Here is a 17,863-nt window from a genome sequence, read left to right as displayed (position 1 = left end):
TAATGAAGTAAATAAAAATTTGTATATCAAAAGGTTATGCCAGCACAGTTGAAATCTGTGTATGGCATAACCTTTTTTCCGTTAAATGACATATAGAAAATGAATTCTGCGAATGTAGCGGCAAAATTTGCAAATTAACGACAGAACATTTATGTTATTTAGGAATAGCATCATCAAGGCGTGTCTTGAAAACTCCGAAGTAAGCGGATTTTCAGACACGCCTTGATGTAAAGTCATTATAAATTATTAAGCACCCAGACTGGTGTACATGAGCGGAGATGTGATGATGAAAAAGAAAAAAAGCCTTGATTCAGCACCATGGATCTGGAGAACCGTCAGTACAGTATCCATCTTGGCAACCTTGTTGTTGTTATTTGGATTTGGATACGCTATAAAAGACGTGATTTTTCCCGAGGGAGATTCAGCGTTAACTACAGGCCAGGAGGCAACTGCTCCATCTAAGGATAAGGAAGGTGAACCGGCCGTAGTGGAAGATGGCAAGATTCGGATGGCCGTCATCGGTGATTCCTTGGCAAGAGGTACGGGGGATGATGAGGGACTTGGTTTTGTGAGACGTGCAGGGAACTTGCTTAAAGATAAAGGATATGATGTTCAGGTTCTAAATAATCTGGGTGTAAACGGGTTGAGAACGGATGCTTTATTGGAAAAACTCGATGAGCAAGGGGTGCGTTACGTCCTACAGCAGTCCAATTTTATTTTGCTATCCATTGGCGCGAATGATCTGTTCCAGGGAGGGCAAGTTCTACAGGGGGAAGATCCGCCAACAGCAGAGCAGCTGGCAGCGGCTTTACCGGAAACGTCAAAACGCCTTCAAGAGATTTTGAAGAAAGTCAAAGAAATCAATCCCGATGCACAGATTGCGTACATAGGGTTGTACAATCCATTTGGTGATGTGAAAGAATTGGAGAAGCCAGGGAATGCGGTTGTTGCCGCTTGGAACGATGCTGCACTGGCTATTTTAAACAATGAGGATAAGATGACACTTGTCCCTACATTCGATTTATTTGAGAATCATCTGGGGGAGTATCTCTCGTCAGATCATTTTCATCCAAACGGCCAAGGTTATGAGCAAATTGCAGTTCGGATTGCACAGGAATTCCAGGCGGATACACCGACAGAAGGGAGCGGAAAATAAATGGCAGAGCAGCAGTATGATTCCGTCCTGTCTGTACAGCATCTGAAGAAGCGGATCGGGCGCAAGTGGATCATTAAAGACGTTACATTTGACGTGAAACCCGGTGAAATCTTTGGATTTCTCGGTCCTAACGGTGCTGGGAAAACAACAACAATACGGATGCTCGTGGACCTGATCAAACCGACAGAAGGGAAAATTAAAGTCTGTGGGTATGATGTGAATCGGGACCCTGAGCGCGCTTTGAAGTATGTAGGCTCCATTGTTGAAAATCCTGAGGTATATACCTATCTGACCGGATGGGAGAACCTGGAACATTTTGCTCGCATGCAACCGGGAGTGGACAATGATCGTATCCAGGAAGTTGTGGATATTGTACGATTGGATCAGCGTATTCATGATAAAGTCAGAACCTACTCGCTTGGTATGCGTCAGCGGCTCGGTATTGCACAAGCGTTACTTGGGCGGCCTCGTCTGCTCATTCTGGATGAACCGACGAATGGTCTTGATCCAAAAGGAATTAAGGAACTTCGTGTCTTTATTAAACAACTTGCGAGTGAAGGCATGGCTGTATTTGTCAGCAGTCACTTGTTAAGTGAGATCCAGCTTCTCTGTGACAGAGTCGCAATTATCAGTGCGGGACGTGTGCTTGCCGTTGGAGGCGTAAGCGAACTGATTGAAGATCATTCCAAGTTGGCGATATGGCATGTATCCCCATTGGAGCAAGGTCAAAAAATGTTAAAGGATGCAGGCATTGCTCTGGTAAGTCGACCTGCGGATGTAATGGATGATACGATTGTTGCGGGTCTTGGTCCCAACGCTGTGGTTGCCGAGATGCATGAAGATCGAATTCCTGATATGGTACAGCAGATGGTTCAAGCTGGTGTACAGGTTGAAGGGGTACAGCGGATTCAGCCTACGCTCGAACAACTATTCTTAAAAATGACAGAAGGTGAATCCATTGAGTAATATCATGCCGCTGATTCGCAATGAGACGATTAAGATGGTGAAGAAAAAACGGCTTTATATTATATTTATTGTACTTGCGATCCTGGTACCGATGTTTACGTATGCCCAGATGAAATCTGCGGAGAATAATCGTGACAAATTCGGAGGCGATTGGCGGCTTGAACTGCAACAGGCCATTACAGACAATCAAAACTCGCTCGGGAGCGATCGGGTACCTGAAGAGTACAAGAAATATAGAACCGTGTATATCCAGCAGATGCAGTATTATCTCGAAAATGACATCAATCCCAAAGAACCGGGTGGTGTTACCTTTACACGGGAGTTCATGAACAATGCAGTTGGATTGTTTATTCCATTGTTAATCATGGCTATTGCTTCAGATCTTGTTTCAGGTGAACGTACCACAGGTACGATTAAAATGCTTTTAACGCGTCCGGTTAGGCGCTGGAAAGTGCTTCTGAGCAAATTAATTACACTGATTATGTTTGTTTCGATCATCGTGGTATCAGCCTACATTATATGTTACGTCATATCGGGTGCGGTCTTTGGCTACAAAGGCTTCAACATGCCAATCTTTACAGGATTCAAAGTTGTGGGAACCGATGTAGATATGTCGGCAGTGCATGCTGTAGACCAGTGGCTGTATATGCTTATGCAGGCAGGACTGATCTGGTTTGTGAGTGTAATCGTGGCTATGCTAGCATTTATGGTATCCGTACTTGTGCGAAGTACAGCTGCAAGTATTGTTATTATGATGGCCGCTCTGATTGCAGGAACTATCTTGACAAGTATGGCTGCATCTTGGCAAACAGCGAAATATCTGTTCATGGTTAACCTCGAACTTCCTGATTATTTGTCAGGTGGATTACCGCCAATCGAGGGTATGAATTTAGGTTTTTCTCTTATTGTGCTTAGTGTTTGGGGCGTTGCTTCACTCATTGTGTCATTCCTTGTCTTTACGAAACGGGATATCTTGAATTAAAATGGACAAGGATAAGAAAACATCTGTTTGCATTTTAAGCATTTTTTTAGTTGCAAGTTAAGAAGGGGGAGCATGAATGGTCGAGCAAATCGATATGTCGGCAGGTTCGACAGGCGGAGGACAGGGGTCTTCAGGCTACGACGCGGACGACATTCAAGTACTTGAAGGGCTGGTAGCAGTACGGAAACGGCCGGGCATGTACATCGGCAGCACCAGCACTTCGGGTTTACATCATTTGGTATGGGAAATTGTCGACAACGCTGTCGACGAACATCTCGCCAAATTCTGCTCCAAAATCGATATCACGCTGCATAAGGACGGTTCTATTACGGTTCAGGATAACGGAAGGGGAATTCCGACAGGTATACATAAAACAGGGATTCCTACTCCCCAGGTCGTGTTTACGATTTTGCACGCAGGCGGAAAGTTCGGTGGATCAGGATACAAAAAATCAGGCGGTTTGCACGGTGTAGGTGCGTCAGTTACAAACGCATTGTCCGAGTGGCTTGAAGTCGAGATTTTCCGTGATGGCAAGATTCATCGTCAGCGATTCGAGTATTGGAAGGACAAAAAAGGGATTGAACATGTCGGTGAACCGGTCTCCGGTCTCGAAGTGTTGGGCAATACCAATCGGACAGGTACGAAAGTGACATTCAAACCGGATATTCGGGTGTTCCAGAATGGCATTCAATTTAATTATGATACATTGGCAGAACGCCTTCAGGAGATTGCTTTTCTGAATTCAGGTTTGAAAATTGTGCTCAAGGACGAACGTTCGGGCAATCAGGATGAATACATGTATGAAGGCGGAGCAAGCCAGTTTGTTGCTTTTCTTAACGAAAATAAAGATGTGCTGCATGATGTTATTCACTTCTATGCGGAGAAGGATGACATTGAAGTCGAAGTGGCAATTCAGTATAACGCGGGTTATACGGAAACACTGGCTTCGTTCGTGAACTCGATCCCTACTCGGGGCGGCGGTACTCATGAGACCGGATTCAGGGCTGCGTATACCCGTGTAATGAATGATTACGCACGGCGTACCAGCATGATCAAGGAAAAAGATAAAAACCTCGAAGGTAATGATCTGCGTGAAGGCATGATGGCCGTCATCAGTGTCAAAATGTCAGAGGTTGAGTTCGTAGGTCAGACGAAGGATCAGCTTGGGAGCGCAACCGCGCGGAGTGCTGTGGATTCGGTCGTGTCCGAGAATATTCAGCGGTTCCTGGAAGAAAACCCGCAGGTAGCGCAAACGTTAATTCGCAAAGCGGTTCAAGCCTCCAGAGCCAGAGAAGCAGCTCGCAAAGCACGTGATGATATGCGTACAGGCAAGAAACGCAGTGAAAGTTCCAACCTGAACGGCAAGTTAACGCCGGCGCAATCCAAGGATTTTACCCGAAATGAGTTGTTTATTGTCGAAGGTGATTCCGCGGGTGGTTCTGCCAAACAGGGACGCGACTCGAAGATTCAGGCGATTCTGCCCCTCAAGGGAAAACCGCTCAATCCGGAAAAATCGAAGCTGGCGGACATTCTCAAAAATGAAGAGTACCGCGCCATAACCGCGGCGATCGGGGCGGGCATAGGAACCGAATTTGCAGTTGAAGACAGCAATTATTCCAAAATTATCATTATGACCGATGCGGATACGGACGGCGCACATATTCAAGTGCTGTTGTTGACCTTCTTTTATCGTTATATGAAGCCTTTAATTGATGCAGGCAAAGTATATATTGCTCAGCCGCCATTGTACAAACTTACTCGTAAGTCTGGTAAGCTCGCGAGTGTTCGATATGCATGGACGGATGAAGAACTGGCGAATTATATGAAGGAATTCGGTAATAATGTTGAGCTTCAACGTTATAAAGGTCTTGGTGAGATGAATCCGGATCAACTGTGGGAGACAACAATGAATCCGGAAACTCGTGCGATGCTGAAGGTACAGATTGTTGATGCAGCAAAAGCAGAACGTCGTGTATCTACGCTCATGGGTGATAAGGTTGATCCGCGGAAACGCTGGATTGTAGAGAACGTCGACTTTACAGAGTACGAAGAATAGAAGGTGCTTGGAATGAGTCCATCAGAACAATTTATGCCGGCCTTTCTCGAAGAGGTCGTAGGGGACCGTTTCGGTCGCTACTCCAAATATATTATTCAAGATCGAGCCATTCCGGACGTCCGGGATGGATTGAAGCCAGTACAACGGCGTATTCTGTACGCCATGTACGATTCAGGTAATACGCCTGACAAGACTTACCGCAAGTCTGCCAAAACCGTTGGGGACGTAATGGGTAATTATCATCCACATGGTGACTCCTCCATCTATGAGGGAATGGTGCGGATGGCTCAACCATGGAAAATGGGCCATATGCTCGTGGACGGTCATGGTAACTGGGGATCACAGGATGATGACCCGGCAGCGGCGATGCGGTATACGGAGGCCCGTTTGTCGCCCATCGCGATGGAGATGCTTCGCGATATCGAGAAACGGACGGTTCTGTTTAAGGATAATTTTGATAATACGGCCAAAGAACCGGTTGTATTGCCATCCCGTTATCCGAACTTGCTGGTTAATGGTGTCAGCGGTATCTCCTCAGGGTTTGCAACGGAGATTCCTCCACACAATTTGCGTGAGGTCATTGATGCTTCCATCGCTGTGATGGAGAAGCCGTCGATTGAGCTGGACGAGATCATGATGTTCATGAAGGGTCCAGATTTTCCAACCGGCGGATTGATTATGGGCGGTGACGGCATCCTGGATGCTTATCGCACAGGTAAGGGACGGATCTATATCCGATCCAAAACCGAGATTGAAAACATGCGCGGTGGCAAACAGCAAATCGTCATTACCGAAATTCCTTATCAAGTCGTGAAGTCGCGTCTGGTTACAGCGATGGAGAACATTAGACTTGAGAAAAAGGTCGAAGGTATTGCCGAAGTGCGTGATGAGAGCGGACGTGAAGGGCTGCGGATCGTGGTTGAGCTGAAAAAAGAAGCTGACGCACAAGGTATTTTGGCTTATTTGCTGAAGAAAACCGACCTTCAGGTCACTTATAACTTCAATATGGTTGCGATTGTGAATAAAGCACCACAGCAAATGGGATTGAAATCAATTCTGGAGGCTTACATTGCCCATCAGCGGGAAGTAGTCACATTCCGTACCCGGTTTGAGCTGGAGAAAGCGGAAGACCGTGCACATGTGCTGGAGGGCTTGGTTAAAGCTCTTAACATCCTTGACGAGGTCATTGCAGCAATCAAAGCGTCCAAGAATCGGCAGGATGCTCAAAATAACCTGATGTGGATGTTTGGATTCACGGAACGTCAAGCGGATTCCATCCTTACTTTGCAATTGTATCGTTTGACGAATCTGGAGATTAATTCTCTCGAGAAGGAACTCGGTGATCTGATGAAAAAGATTGCGCAATTACGATCCATTCTGGATAGTGACCGCAAGCTTATCGGAGTCATCCGCAAGGAATTGATGGAGATTCGTGAGAAATACGGTATAGACCGTCGTTCTGCGATCCAGGGTGAAGTGGAAGAACTCAAGGTTAATCTCGAAGTACTTGTGAATGCAGAAGATGTATTTGTAACGTTATCCAAAGAAGGATACGTGAAACGTACAGGCATGCAGTCCTTTACACGTTCTGGTGGTGAACGGAGCGGAAGTGGTGTAAAAGACGGCGATTATATCGCTCAGGTTCTGGAAGTAAATACGCTTGAGAATCTGCTTGTCTTTACGAGGAAAGGTCAGTATTTCCTGTTACCTGTTCATCAGGTACCTGAGTTCAAGTGGAAAGACCCGGGCACAGCCATTGTGAACGTCATTCCTCTTGCGAAAGACGACCGTATTGCAAGTGTGCTTGCTGTGAAATCCTTTGAAGAGCCGAATCACAGTCTGGTCTTCGTTACACGAAGAGGACAGGTGAAGCGGACGGAACTGAAGGATTACGTTACCAAACGTTCCGGTGCAGTTGCAGCTTGTAAAGTGGGTAAGGACGATGAAGTGTTATCTGTACATCTGAGTACGGGTGACCAAGATATTATGTTGATAACAAAAGAAGCCATGGCGATTCGTTTCCGTGAGGATGAGGTCAATCCAATGGGACGTGTATCCGGTGGTGTTCGTGGCATTCAGTTGAGAGATACAGATGAAGTTGTATCCGCCCTATGGGTTGCAGGAGATGAAGGTGAAGTTGCCGTGTTGTCCGATTTGGGATATGGTAAACGTTCATTACTGCTGGATTATGCTGTGCAGAGTCGTGGAGGCAAGGGACTTGCCACATTCGAGTTCAAGGAAGGCAAACGCGTGAAACCGAATGGCAGTCGTATTGTTGGCGCTTTTTATTGCAAAGAGCAACGCAACATCACTGTCATGACCAAGGAAGGCCACGTGCATCCGATCTCTTCGGAAGGTGTTCCGATTACGGAACGCAAACATATTGGCAAACTGCTCGTTCCTGTGGATAAACAGGACGAGATCGTTGAACTTCTGAGGGACTTCAATGAGAATCAGCCAGCATCAACTTGATAAAGAGTAAGCATAAAAGACTTTTCGCAGCGCAGCTAATCCTGTCATGCGAAGAGTCTTTTTTTGTTGTTCGAAGGCGGATTAGAAGAGCACATCCATGCGAAGTTTAACAACCTTCGTCGATTACGGTCGATCGCTAGGAAAATGAAAAAAGGCAGCAGGAATGCGGCTTTGGAGGGCGAAAACTTAAGCAGGTGAAGTGATAACCGGTTGCAGAGAGGAGCGATGCAAGATGTATAATTCCGATTTTGCCAAGTGCTGGTCCAGACTAACCAAAGATTATAAACTGCATATGGATCAAGAGCTGGCCCCCTCATTGACGGAGGCTCAGCTAGCTGTTCTGGAGGTGCTTGAGGATCATCAGAAGATGAAACCTTCGGATCTTATTCCTTATCTGGCGACTACGCCAGCTGCCGTAACCATGCTGCTCGATCGGATGGAAAAGAATGATCTGATTCGCAGGAATCGGGATAATCAGGATCGACGCATTGTCTGGGTTTCTCTTTCCGATAAAGGAAGAATGGAAACAGAGCGGGGGATTACCATCCGCAATGAATTCATGAACTCTGTTCTCAGTAACATATCGATGCACAATCAACAATTGCTGGTATATCTGTTAGGCAAAATGACAACACCTAAAACGAAAGAGCCTGCATTATCCACTTCGGTATAATACAATGCTGATTCTTCTGAGTAACCATAGGAGTACCTGCTCGTTTCGTGCAGGAGCCCTATGGTTATTTTATTTACAAATTACATATGATACACATTGTGTCCAGGTTAGTTGAGGAAAGGGGCAAGGAAATCACACATTTTAGTATGCCCCAATATTATTTTGTTGATTTCATATGTAAAGAGTTGACTATGTAAATATTTTTGTTATAATAAATAATTGTTCCCCTGATATTTCGTGTACGAAATATTATATTCCATAAGTAAAAGGGTGAAACAATGACTGATACGTATGAAGTATTCTATATTATCAATTCGTTCCGCCAAGTGAATCAAATGCTTTTTCGAGCATTCTGGAATGAAAACAAGGAGATCGAGTTGACTTCGATTCAGTTTATGGTGTTATCCATCTTGAGGGAGCGTCCTTCCATCGGCATCAACGAAGTAGCTGAGCTATGCCATATGGGTAGCAGTTCCATGAGTGCTGTTGTGGAGCGGCTCGTCAAGGGCGAGTATATCGTTCGGACACGTTCTGATGCTGACCGCCGATCCGTTAAACTTCAGATCACGGATAAAGGGGAGCAGGCCCAACAGGAAACCCACCATCTGTGGATGGAGAGAGTGTCACCCATTCTGGATATATCGAAGGAAGACCTTGAGCACCTACTTAGAATTCATAGTCAAATGATTGAAAAGTTACAAGGAAGAGAGATGAACAACATATGAGCACGACTACTGCTGCAGCTCCATCCTCCGCGATGGACAACATCAAGAAAGGCCCGATTGTAGCGGCATTGTTAATTGGTGCCTTCGTGGCATTCCTGAACCAAACCCTGATGAACGTAGCTCTTCCTAAAATTATGGAAGACCTCGCGATCAATGCAAACAAAGCCCAATGGTTAACCACGGGTTACATGCTCGTCAACGGTGTACTGATTCCGGTTACGGCATATCTGATTGCGAAATTTTCAACTCGTCAAATTTTCATTACAGCCATGACTCTCTTTACCATAGGGACGTTAGTCTGTGGTCTTAGTCCAACCTTTACGATTCTGATGGTGGGTCGTGTCATTCAGGCTGCGGGTGCAGGTATCCTGATGCCTCTGATGACCGTTGTATTCCTGACCATCTTCCCGATTGAGAAACGTGGTCAGGCCATGGGAACCATGGGGATCGCGATGATTCTGGCTCCTGCGATTGGGCCTACACTTTCAGGTTATGTAGTTGAGCACTATTCCTGGAGATTATTGTTCTACATCATCTTGCCATTCTCTATTATTGCAACGGCAATTGGTATTGCTTTTGTCAAAAACGTAACACGCCAGTCCAGACCTAAACTGGATTATCCAGGCGTTATTTTATCTACACTTGGTTTTGGTAGTTTGCTTTACGGATTTAGTGATGCGGGTACTGATGGATGGGGCAGTGCAATTGTCATTGGATGTCTCGTGGTAGGTGCGATTTCCCTGATTCTGTTCGTTATTCGTCAATTGACAACAGATCATCCGCTCCTTGAATTCCGTATTTTCAAGTACAATATGTATTCTTTAACGACAATCATCAATATGCTTGTGACAATGGCGATGTTTGCAGGTATGATCCTGCTTCCAATTTTCCTGCAAAACATTCGTGGTTTCTCACCAATTGAATCAGGACTTCTGATGATGCCTGGTGCGATATTGATGGGGATCATGTCTCCGATCACGGGTCGCATATTTGATAAGGTAGGCGCTCGCTGGCTTTCAGTTGCAGGTCTTGCCATTACGGCGATTACAACATTTGGACTGAGTCGTCTGGCCATCGACACGACTTACGGTTACATGATGTTTATCTACACGGCTCGTATGTTCGGTATGTCGATGCTGATGATGCCGATCCAGACAGCAGGTCTGAATCAACTGCCTCAACGTCTGAACGCGCATGGTACAGCGATGTCCAACACATTGCGTACGGTTGCCGGAGCGATCGGTACAGCCATTCTCGTTACCATCATGAGCAGCAAGCTCAAAACACATCTGGCCGATGCAGTGGCTGCGGGTCAGGTTGATCCTACTGATAAGACAGCGATGATAGCTGCTACGGCAGATGCAACAATATATGGTGTTAACTATGCATTCATCGTGGCTACCGGAATGACCGTGGTTGCTTTAATTATGGCGTTCTTTATTCGTAAAACGAAACCGGCTGTTGAACCTGTTACTGTAGAACAGGAAAAAGCGACGGCTACCGCATAACAAATATCAGATAAAAACTATAAAAGAGAACTCTAGCAGTTGAAAAGGGGTAGCCCCTAACTGCCTGAGTTCTCTTTTTTGGTGTGCTGAAATATGGAGAGAGGAATCTTATTCTGGCTGGATCGTTGGATCGATAAGAAATACAGGATCGGGCTCATGTCCGAACCGTTTGAGATTAATGGTTCCGTTTAGTTGGAACTCCACACCTTCGCTAATCAGTTCTGTTTCCTGCATCATGCGCGAGTGTTCATCCGGTATGGAGATTTCGCCTTTTGCGTTGACGACACGGTGCCAGGGCAGACGTTCCTTGCGGCTCATCGAGTGCAGGATTCGTACGACTTGTCTCGCGGCTCTTGGACTACCGGCATGGGCTGCAATCTGACCGTAAGTCATCACTTTACCTTCTGGAATCGCCGCAATAATCGCAATGACTTGTTTGGTAAACGGGGTCATCAAAATGTCTCCTCTCTGTATCTTAGACTTATAGCTGGAAATATTAAAAAACGTGTCGTCAGATACAGAATCTGAACGACACGTTGTATGGACAGATCTAACCTGATCCTGTGTACTTATAGAGGTTGTTCAAAAGCTTTTTGGTACACTGCAGCAGGCCATTCCGCCCAAGGAAATTCTCTTGCAGGCAAGGATTGCAGAATAACTTCTTCCTTGGTAACTGGATGGGGGAAGGCTGCAATCACAGACCATAGCGCAATCTGTTGCCCGGGTTTATTCACGCTTGCACCGTACTTCTGATCCCCGTACAGAGGGCAGCCGACTTCTTTCATTTGCACCCGAATCTGATGAGATCTGCCGGTGTGCAGTTCGATATGGACGAGGCTGTAACGGTCTGTCTCCCCAATAACGCGGTAATCGAGAACGGCATCCTTACCACCAGCTGTACCCTTAGGTACAACCGTAACAATATTCGTGCGTGCATCCTTCAGGAGCGTATGTTTTAACGTTCCCTGTTGTGCAGGCAGCTTGCCATGTACAACTGCCGCATATATTTTACGGAAATGACGTCCCCGCACAGTCTCGGACAATCTCGAAGCTGCCTTGGATGTCTTGGCAAAGATCATTGCCCCTCCAACAGGACGATCAAGTCGGTGTACTAACCCCAGATAGACATTGCCAGGTTTGTTATATCGTTCTTTCAGATCCTGTTTCAGCAATGTAAGCAAATCCGGATCACCTGATGCATCTTCCTGGGTAGGTACATTGACCGGCTTCGTAATGCCTAATAGATGGTTGTCTTCAAACAAAATCGGAATTGCATCATGATCATGCCGATGTTCTGACATGATTAGGACTCCCAACGGCCCAGAATACCACAAGGCAGATCAAGACCACTGCGTGTGATCGGCAGCCCGATTTCACCTGCAGTAATGTCACCACCGTACTGAGCAGACATTGTCATGGTTAACATGTTACGCAGAACCGTGGAGGAGATACCCGTGGTGTAGGAGTTAACCAGCATGAACAATGGATTATCCGACAGGATTGTCATACATGATTTCAAGAATGGATAAAGGTTCTCTTCCAGTTTCCATGTCTCTCCATTCGGACCACGGCCATAAGAAGGAGGGTCCATGATAATGGCGTCATAACGATTTCCACGCCGTTGCTCCCGTTGTACGAATTTGAATACATCATCTGTAATAAAACGAACAGGGCGATCAGCCAGTCCGGATAATTGAACATTTTCCTTGGCCCATTGAACCATGCCTTTAGCTGCATCCACATGCACGACAGAAGCGCCTGCGTAAGCTGCGGCTACCGTTGCACCGCCTGTATAGGCAAACAGGTTCAAGACAGAAATAGGGCGTCCTGCATTGGAGATTTTATCCATCATCCAGCTCCAGTTGGCAGCTTGTTCAGGGAACAGGCCAGTATGCTTGAAGCTGGTAGGTTTAATGTGGAATTTCAGGTTTTCGTATCCGATCGTCCAGCGCTCGGGAATGGGCTTTTTCATATCCCAGTTACCGCCACCGGAAGAGCTGCGATGATAGTGACCATGCACTTGACGCCATTCATTGGTTTCTTGCTCAAGGGGCCAAATAATCTGTGGATCGGGTCTGCGTAAAATCACATCTCCCCAACGCTCCAGTTTCTCGCCGCCTCCTGTATCGATTACTTCATAGTCCTTCCAATTCTTAGCTACGTACATAATGATTTATCCATCCTTCAAAAGTCATTTGGATACTATTGTACAACAAAAAAGGGCTTGTACGCCAGTTGGGGGACGGTATCATTGGAGGAAGGTATGACATCGGACCTTAAAAGGGTGAAGGATGTTTAGCTGTGTTGAAATCCACTGTGCGCCATATATTGAAAAACAGAGATAATCAAAATTTAATTTGACAATGATAATCATTATCACATATGATTTTGTTAATTCAAATTCATTCTTTCTTCGGAGAGAATATTAACATGATCCAATTAAAGTGAGGGAAAAATAGATGGCTAAATTGTTAGTGGCTTATGCGAGCATGACGGGAAATACAGAAGAAATTGCAGAACTGATTGTGGAAGGAATTACACAGGGAGGACACGAGGCAGATCTGAAATCCGTAACGGATTGTAATGCATCCGATGTATTGGACTATGACGGATTCATGATTGGCGTCTACACTTGGGGAGACGGGGAGTTGCCAGATGAATTCCTGGATTTCTATGAAGAGCTGGATGAGCTTGACTTGAGCGGGAAGAGAGCCGCGGTGTTCGGAAGTGGTGATACCTCGTATGAGCAGTTCTGTGGTGCAGTTGATCTCGCTGCTGCCAAGCTGCAAGAGCGTGGGGCGGAGGTTTCTCCAGAGATGTTAAAAATAGAATACAGTCCGCTTGAGCAGGAGAAGGATTCATGCCGTGACTTTGGCAAACGCTTTGCTGCTGCCGGATTACAGGTGTCCTAAAGATCATGTTAAGACATAATATTCAGGCGGCGATGCCGGTCGGAAGGAATGACCTTCCTGTCCGCTTGCTTGAAGATTACAGATTGGAAGAAATGCTGCGCAGCCCAGACCGGTTCATCCGCCCTGAACCCGTGTCTGAGCAGCGTCCTCCACTGCAATGGAGGCACCGTGTACAATATGCGGTGAGCCATGCGGTTAATGCCTTTTATAGCCTGGACCCCGATGTTCGCAAAGAAGTACCCGTACAGTATTTACTTGAGAAGTGGTGGCCCAGAAAGACAGATGGTTTCGAATCGGTACTCCATTACTGGGATGTGAAGAGCAAGATCACGGATGAATTGTCACTCGCCATTGCAATGAACGATGATCTGAAGCATCCAGCCATTCTATTTGAACAGTGGAGAACGGAGTTACCTTCATTATCCATGCATTTGTCGATGATATTTCAGGCGGCCTGGCAACCAGAAGGATGGGATTCGCTGCTTATTCAGAAATATATGGTTGTCCATGATCCGAACGTAGTTGAGGCGTTTCAGCATATGGTCAGTGCATTCTGCTGGGAAGCTTTCGGAAAATTACCGGGGATGATCGAGATATACTGCTTGTTGGAAGGACGCAAAATTAGGTACATCCCTGGACGCCAGTCTCTGATTCGTTCCATGGACTACATTCACTTGATACGTGATAGCATGCCGCAAGCAGAAGTGGTGGAGTCAGAACAGTTTACAACGCGTGATAAAGTGCGCATACACGAAGAGGTGGATCGCTGGAGAACGGAAGCCGTTGAACCGAAGAAAACATGGTTGATGTGAAGGCGGTTGAAGGATAAAGATATATCATGCAGATAGAGGAGGGAAAGTAGCCATGTCTACCGGTCTAAGTCAAGATATAAGCAGCGGCAAAAGACGTGCAGGAACTTGTGAATTCAGTCCGTTGCCAGTACCCCAGTCGGTTATACGAAAGTTGCTTGATGAAGCAGATCCTTCATTATATGTGATGAGTTCAGAACCTTGGAGGTTTATGTTGTTTGCAGGCGAAGGGCGACAGCTATATTTGGAAGCGGTCAGACAGAGCTATCCACCCCATCTGGCTGATCGTTACGGCGATTGGGCTACATATCAGTACACGGAAGCGATCCCTACCCATCTGGTTGTGGTAGCGCCTGTGAATGCCCGTGAGGATAATCTTCTGCCGGCCAAAGCCTGGAGCAAACGTTTCAGTATTCTGGCTGCGGAACAGGGGTTGAATGCTGTCTGGAAGATCAATGATTATCAGCAACATCCTGTATTTATGAATCTGATGGGTTTGACAAGTGCAGAGAAGGTGTTAGGTGTATTCCATATCGGTTACGGAGACCAGCCTGGATTGCGGGATGTCGATGCAAGCAGACCGGCCTCTGAACTGATGACGGTCTATGACCATCTGGTATAAAATGAATCTTTGGTTCTCTTATTTGCTGGTATTGGTTAGAAAATCACGAACGAGCTTACGATTTGTCTGATCTTTGTTATATACGGAGTATAATCGATTGGATACGGTAAGGACATTGCCAAAAAAGAATCGTTCGAATTGAGTCTGTCTGCCTCCGAATGATCCAGCCCCAAGTTCCCAGATCAGACGGAACAGAGCGTTGCGTTCATAAGAAGCCATATCGTTCCCTTTCAGATAGATATTCAATGAAGGGGCGATATCGGATTGAAACTCTTCTTCCTGAGGGATCATAATTACCCCACTCGAACCCAAAAGTTGCAGAGTTTCAATCATCTCAGGATAAAGTTTCGGGAAAAGAAGATTGGCTGCCATCAATGGTTTGGGTGCAGGTAATACAAATCCTCTTCCATCTGGTATCGCACCTGCCTCCGCAGCCAAAGCCAATGCTTTTAATGATTCAAGACCTGCGAACAGACGTGCAGTTTTCTCAATAACATGTGCTTCCGTATTCAGATCGAGAGTATCCGTGAGAAGCTGAATTGTACCGAGGACAAATTCCGTCTTGGCAATATAACGACACAATACCTGATGACCTGCGTGAATATGAAAGTTACTACCACTGAAGAGACGTGAGGACATCTCCTCACTTCCTGCAAAAAATATTCGTTCATGTGGAACGAGTACCCGGTCAAAGATAACGATATTGTCCATTTCTTCATATCTGGAACTCAGTGGATAGTTGGTGTGAGATTCGGCTGCATAGGTATCCCTGCATACCAGACTGATTCCTGGAAGATCATTGGGGACAGCAAAAGAGAAAGCAAATGGATTTTCGTCATCAAATGGGGCAGGAGAAGGTGACGGATAGACAAAAATCTCATCCGAAGTGGCCGCTTGTGTAGCCATCATAAATGCTCCGCTAATAATGAGACCTTCTTCGGTACGATCTACGACTTTTGCGGCAATAGCATCCTCAGTGGCATCCAATTGCCCTGACATTTTGCTGGCATAAGGCTGAATGAAGGCATGAGATAGCGTAATATCATGATCACGGCAGTAGGCATAATAATTCTTGAGATTTTCTGCATATTGGGGAGACAATTCGTTCAGAAGATCGGCACCTGTGTAAAAGGACATGATGGCTGTATTCATGTAATCGGGTGAGCGTCCAAGAAAGCCATGATGGACATTTGCCCAGATATTCATCCCTTCCCGTCGTTTGCGGAGGTCGTCGGCACTGGTTGGGGGAAGGAAGGATATGCCCACAGGTTTTCCATCGGCCGGAGAGGCATACGTCATCATTTCCGTAAATTTAGGGTCAGATTGCAGATCATACATGTACATCTGAGTCTCCATTAAACCAGCAAATGCTACATGTTCAGAGCGTTTTCCAGTAATAAGGTTACCTTTGTACCAGCAAGGGACGGATTGTGCATCAATTCGTTCACGATACTGTGTGCCACTTTTAACAGGCATTGTTATTCACCTCTTGGTTCTAATCGTTCATGGGCAGATTGACTTCTTACGTAGTGTACGTAGGTGATCTGTCCAATGTGCATTTAAGAGGTGAGAAGGATTTTTACAGATTAGGGCTTGATAATAATTATCATTCTTGTTAAAATAGACAAAGAAAAAAGGAACCGGTAAGGGCTCCTTTAGGGAATTACACGAGATTACTTATTTTACTTCAAAAGTCTTACAGTCTGTTTCAGCAGACTGACTTGCTTCTTTGGAACTGTGGCTTACGATGTAGATTGAAGAAGCATTACATTTGTTCTCTTGAGCCCAGTGACGACAGGAATTAACTTCACACAATACGTCTTTTGCCATGATTGTTAACCTCACTTTAATTGGATTACATTCGTTGGTATAAAGAATCCAGATGTAGCAAGTTGCCGCTTGCGAATATGGAAAATTATTGCTCTCGCGAAATTTGGAGGGCTTTTTTGCGTTATACACAACGATGCATATTTAGAATAGCAAATTTTATTGAAGCTTGCAACCAATGACTACCTTCTGTGGCAGAATAGTGGACGTGCTTTGGTTAGATTTGCAAAAAGGCATTAGTATGTTATTATTTGATAGTAATAATTACGATTAAAATTTATTGGATTCTATATAACTTGAATCACGGACTTAAACTATAAGTGAAGGAGCATTTGTTACATGAGCAAAATGAACCATATGAACCGGATTCCCCGAGCAAAAGGGATCGATATGGCTGCTTTTTACACACCCAAAGAGTGTAGGCGCAAAGCCCAGCATATTGTATTTTCCGCTGAAAATGAGCGTATCATTAATGAATTCATCACCATTCTGGGCATGAAAGAGAAATTCAGAGAGCATGATGTGTCCATCCCCAATAAAATGGTCATGTTCGGGCCACCTGGTACAGGAAAAACATTAACGGCATCACATCTGGCAGAGCGGCTTGATTTGCCACTGGTACTCGTGAGATTAGATGCAATTATTCATAGCCATCTTGGGGAGACGGGCAGTAATGTTCGCAAGTTATTCGAATATGCGCGATTGAATCCCTGTGTGTTATTTCTAGATGAATTTGATGCCATAGGTCGCACGCGTGAGAGTAATGATGAAGTAAAAGAGATGGCTCGTGTCGTCAATACGTTGTTGCAGTGTCTGGACGAATTCGATGGGGACAGTATTCTGGTGGCTGCAACGAATCTGGAAACCCAACTGGATCATGCCATATGGCGGCGTTTTGATACGAAGATGACCTATGGTATGCCTGATGATTCAAGTCGCAGATTGTATATCAGCAAGTTGGTTGGGACATTTGAACAAGAGACCCGGCTGGAAGATTACATATGTGAACGCCTGGCAGGGTGCAGTTATGCGGATATAGAGCAAATCGTGTTGAAAGCAAAAAGGAAAGCGATCATTGCCAGTAGTACACTTCAGAAGCAACTGATCTCGGATGCGTACGATGAATATAGGCCACGTGTATTAGAGTGTTGACGA

The 17,863-nt window shown here is 45.6% G+C and carries 17 protein-coding genes; 12 read left to right on the top strand and 5 right to left on the bottom strand.

Features of this window, described 5'->3' with window-relative positions; translation table 11 throughout:
• The first annotated feature begins 283 nt into the window (after positions 1-283).
• From MKZ12_RS18575 to MKZ12_RS18540, 8 genes are all read left to right on the top strand, one after another.
• Positions 284-1,156, top strand: coding sequence for a GDSL-type esterase/lipase family protein (locus MKZ12_RS18575; protein WP_339256072.1), 873 nt, complete (start codon positions 284-286; stop codon positions 1,154-1,156).
• On the top strand, positions 1,157-2,122 hold the full coding sequence (locus MKZ12_RS18570; protein WP_339256071.1) for an ABC transporter ATP-binding protein: 966 nt from the start codon (positions 1,157-1,159) through the stop codon (positions 2,120-2,122).
• The gene (locus MKZ12_RS18565; RefSeq protein ID WP_253438348.1) at positions 2,115-3,104 is read left to right on the top strand and encodes an ABC transporter permease; all 990 of its coding nucleotides are present in this window, start codon (positions 2,115-2,117) and stop codon (positions 3,102-3,104) included. Before MKZ12_RS18570 ends, MKZ12_RS18565 begins: the two co-directional genes overlap by 8 nt.
• A gap of 76 nt (positions 3,105-3,180) precedes the next feature.
• Positions 3,181-5,160 carry a DNA topoisomerase IV subunit B gene (gene parE, locus MKZ12_RS18560; RefSeq protein ID WP_253438346.1) on the top strand — a complete coding sequence of 660 codons (1,980 nt, stop codon included), beginning with the start codon at positions 3,181-3,183 and terminating at the stop codon, positions 5,158-5,160.
• Positions 5,161-5,172: 12 nt separating this feature from the next.
• Entirely contained in the window at positions 5,173-7,632 is a 2,460-nt protein-coding gene (gene gyrA, locus MKZ12_RS18555) for a DNA gyrase subunit A (protein WP_339235046.1), read from the top strand.
• 232 nt (positions 7,633-7,864) lie between these two features.
• Positions 7,865-8,305 (top strand): MarR family winged helix-turn-helix transcriptional regulator, encoded by a 441-nt coding sequence (locus MKZ12_RS18550; RefSeq protein ID WP_253438342.1) that lies wholly within the window; start codon positions 7,865-7,867, stop codon positions 8,303-8,305.
• A gap of 278 nt (positions 8,306-8,583) precedes the next feature.
• Positions 8,584-9,030: a MarR family transcriptional regulator gene (locus MKZ12_RS18545; protein WP_062835118.1), complete on the top strand. Its 447-nt coding sequence runs from the start codon at positions 8,584-8,586 to the stop codon at positions 9,028-9,030.
• Entirely contained in the window at positions 9,027-10,538 is a 1,512-nt protein-coding gene (locus MKZ12_RS18540) for a DHA2 family efflux MFS transporter permease subunit (protein ID WP_124116268.1), read from the top strand. Before MKZ12_RS18545 ends, MKZ12_RS18540 begins: the two co-directional genes overlap by 4 nt.
• A gap of 108 nt (positions 10,539-10,646) precedes the next feature.
• On the opposite strand, the gene MKZ12_RS18535 is transcribed toward MKZ12_RS18540, so the two are convergent.
• The 3 genes from MKZ12_RS18535 to MKZ12_RS18525 all read right to left on the bottom strand — a co-directional run bounded on the left by MKZ12_RS18535 (position 10,647) and on the right by MKZ12_RS18525 (position 12,705).
• Positions 10,647-10,991 carry an MGMT family protein gene (locus MKZ12_RS18535; protein ID WP_253438335.1) on the bottom strand — a complete coding sequence of 115 codons (345 nt, stop codon included), beginning with the start codon at positions 10,989-10,991 and terminating at the stop codon, positions 10,647-10,649.
• Positions 10,992-11,107: 116 nt separating this feature from the next.
• Positions 11,108-11,839 carry an RNA pseudouridine synthase gene (locus tag MKZ12_RS18530; RefSeq protein ID WP_339256070.1) on the bottom strand — a complete coding sequence of 244 codons (732 nt, stop codon included), beginning with the start codon at positions 11,837-11,839 and terminating at the stop codon, positions 11,108-11,110.
• 2 nt (positions 11,840-11,841) lie between these two features.
• Positions 11,842-12,705 carry a class I SAM-dependent methyltransferase gene (locus MKZ12_RS18525; protein ID WP_017687801.1) on the bottom strand — a complete coding sequence of 288 codons (864 nt, stop codon included), beginning with the start codon at positions 12,703-12,705 and terminating at the stop codon, positions 11,842-11,844.
• A 292-nt stretch (positions 12,706-12,997) separates the two neighbouring features.
• On the opposite strand from MKZ12_RS18525, the gene MKZ12_RS18520 reads away from it, so the two are divergent.
• The 3 genes from MKZ12_RS18520 to MKZ12_RS18510 are packed head-to-tail and all read left to right on the top strand — an operon-like array spanning position 12,998 to position 14,881.
• A complete protein-coding gene (locus MKZ12_RS18520) occupies positions 12,998-13,450 on the top strand; it encodes a flavodoxin (RefSeq protein ID WP_339235037.1) in 453 nt (150 codons plus the stop codon).
• 5 nt (positions 13,451-13,455) lie between these two features.
• Positions 13,456-14,262: a hypothetical protein gene (locus MKZ12_RS18515; protein ID WP_339256069.1), complete on the top strand. Its 807-nt coding sequence runs from the start codon at positions 13,456-13,458 to the stop codon at positions 14,260-14,262.
• 52 nt (positions 14,263-14,314) lie between these two features.
• Positions 14,315-14,881 (top strand): nitroreductase family protein, encoded by a 567-nt coding sequence (locus MKZ12_RS18510; protein WP_339256068.1) that lies wholly within the window; start codon positions 14,315-14,317, stop codon positions 14,879-14,881.
• Positions 14,882-14,899: 18 nt separating this feature from the next.
• Here MKZ12_RS18510 and MKZ12_RS18505 read toward each other — a convergent pair whose 3' ends face one another.
• Both MKZ12_RS18505 and MKZ12_RS18500 read right to left on the bottom strand, forming a co-directional pair.
• A complete protein-coding gene (locus MKZ12_RS18505) occupies positions 14,900-16,357 on the bottom strand; it encodes a 4-hydroxyphenylacetate 3-hydroxylase N-terminal domain-containing protein (RefSeq protein WP_339256067.1) in 1,458 nt (485 codons plus the stop codon).
• Positions 16,358-16,558: 201 nt separating this feature from the next.
• Entirely contained in the window at positions 16,559-16,711 is a 153-nt protein-coding gene (locus tag MKZ12_RS18500) for a DUF1540 domain-containing protein (protein ID WP_074095586.1), read from the bottom strand.
• A 336-nt stretch (positions 16,712-17,047) separates the two neighbouring features.
• Here MKZ12_RS18500 and MKZ12_RS18495 point away from each other — a divergent pair, with 336 nt between their 5' ends.
• Entirely contained in the window at positions 17,048-17,860 is an 813-nt protein-coding gene (locus MKZ12_RS18495; RefSeq protein ID WP_339256066.1) for an ATP-binding protein, read from the top strand.
• Positions 17,861-17,863 lie beyond the last annotated feature (3 nt).

The sequence above is a fragment of the Paenibacillus sp. FSL R5-0713 genome (genome assembly GCF_037973325.1).
Classification (GTDB): Bacteria; Bacillota; Bacilli; order Paenibacillales; family Paenibacillaceae; genus Paenibacillus.
Note: the sequence above shows the minus strand (reverse complement) of the source record. Positions and strands in the feature narration are given on the sequence as shown.

Excerpts from the sequence above, each read along its gene's own strand:
- MKZ12_RS18495 (WP_339256066.1), top strand. The coding sequence starts at position 17,048 with ATGAGCAAAATGAACCATATGAACCGGATTCCCCGAGCAAAAGGGATC.
- MKZ12_RS18545 (WP_062835118.1), top strand. The coding sequence starts at position 8,584 with ATGACTGATACGTATGAAGTATTCTATATTATCAATTCGTTCCGCCAA.
- MKZ12_RS18540 (WP_124116268.1), top strand. The coding sequence starts at position 9,027 with ATGAGCACGACTACTGCTGCAGCTCCATCCTCCGCGATGGACAACATC.
- MKZ12_RS18510 (WP_339256068.1), top strand. The coding sequence starts at position 14,315 with ATGTCTACCGGTCTAAGTCAAGATATAAGCAGCGGCAAAAGACGTGCA.
- MKZ12_RS18575 (WP_339256072.1), top strand. The coding sequence starts at position 284 with ATGATGAAAAAGAAAAAAAGCCTTGATTCAGCACCATGGATCTGGAGA.
- parE (WP_253438346.1), top strand. The coding sequence starts at position 3,181 with ATGGTCGAGCAAATCGATATGTCGGCAGGTTCGACAGGCGGAGGACAG.
- MKZ12_RS18525 (WP_017687801.1), bottom strand. The coding sequence starts at position 12,705 with ATGTACGTAGCTAAGAATTGGAAGGACTATGAAGTAATCGATACAGGA.
- MKZ12_RS18505 (WP_339256067.1), bottom strand. The coding sequence starts at position 16,357 with ATGCCTGTTAAAAGTGGCACACAGTATCGTGAACGAATTGATGCACAA.
- MKZ12_RS18520 (WP_339235037.1), top strand. The coding sequence starts at position 12,998 with ATGGCTAAATTGTTAGTGGCTTATGCGAGCATGACGGGAAATACAGAA.
- MKZ12_RS18515 (WP_339256069.1), top strand. The coding sequence starts at position 13,456 with ATGTTAAGACATAATATTCAGGCGGCGATGCCGGTCGGAAGGAATGAC.
- MKZ12_RS18535 (WP_253438335.1), bottom strand. The coding sequence starts at position 10,991 with ATGACCCCGTTTACCAAACAAGTCATTGCGATTATTGCGGCGATTCCA.
- gyrA (WP_339235046.1), top strand. The coding sequence starts at position 5,173 with ATGAGTCCATCAGAACAATTTATGCCGGCCTTTCTCGAAGAGGTCGTA.
- MKZ12_RS18500 (WP_074095586.1), bottom strand. The coding sequence starts at position 16,711 with ATGGCAAAAGACGTATTGTGTGAAGTTAATTCCTGTCGTCACTGGGCT.
- MKZ12_RS18530 (WP_339256070.1), bottom strand. The coding sequence starts at position 11,839 with ATGTCAGAACATCGGCATGATCATGATGCAATTCCGATTTTGTTTGAA.
- MKZ12_RS18570 (WP_339256071.1), top strand. The coding sequence starts at position 1,157 with ATGGCAGAGCAGCAGTATGATTCCGTCCTGTCTGTACAGCATCTGAAG.
- MKZ12_RS18550 (WP_253438342.1), top strand. The coding sequence starts at position 7,865 with ATGTATAATTCCGATTTTGCCAAGTGCTGGTCCAGACTAACCAAAGAT.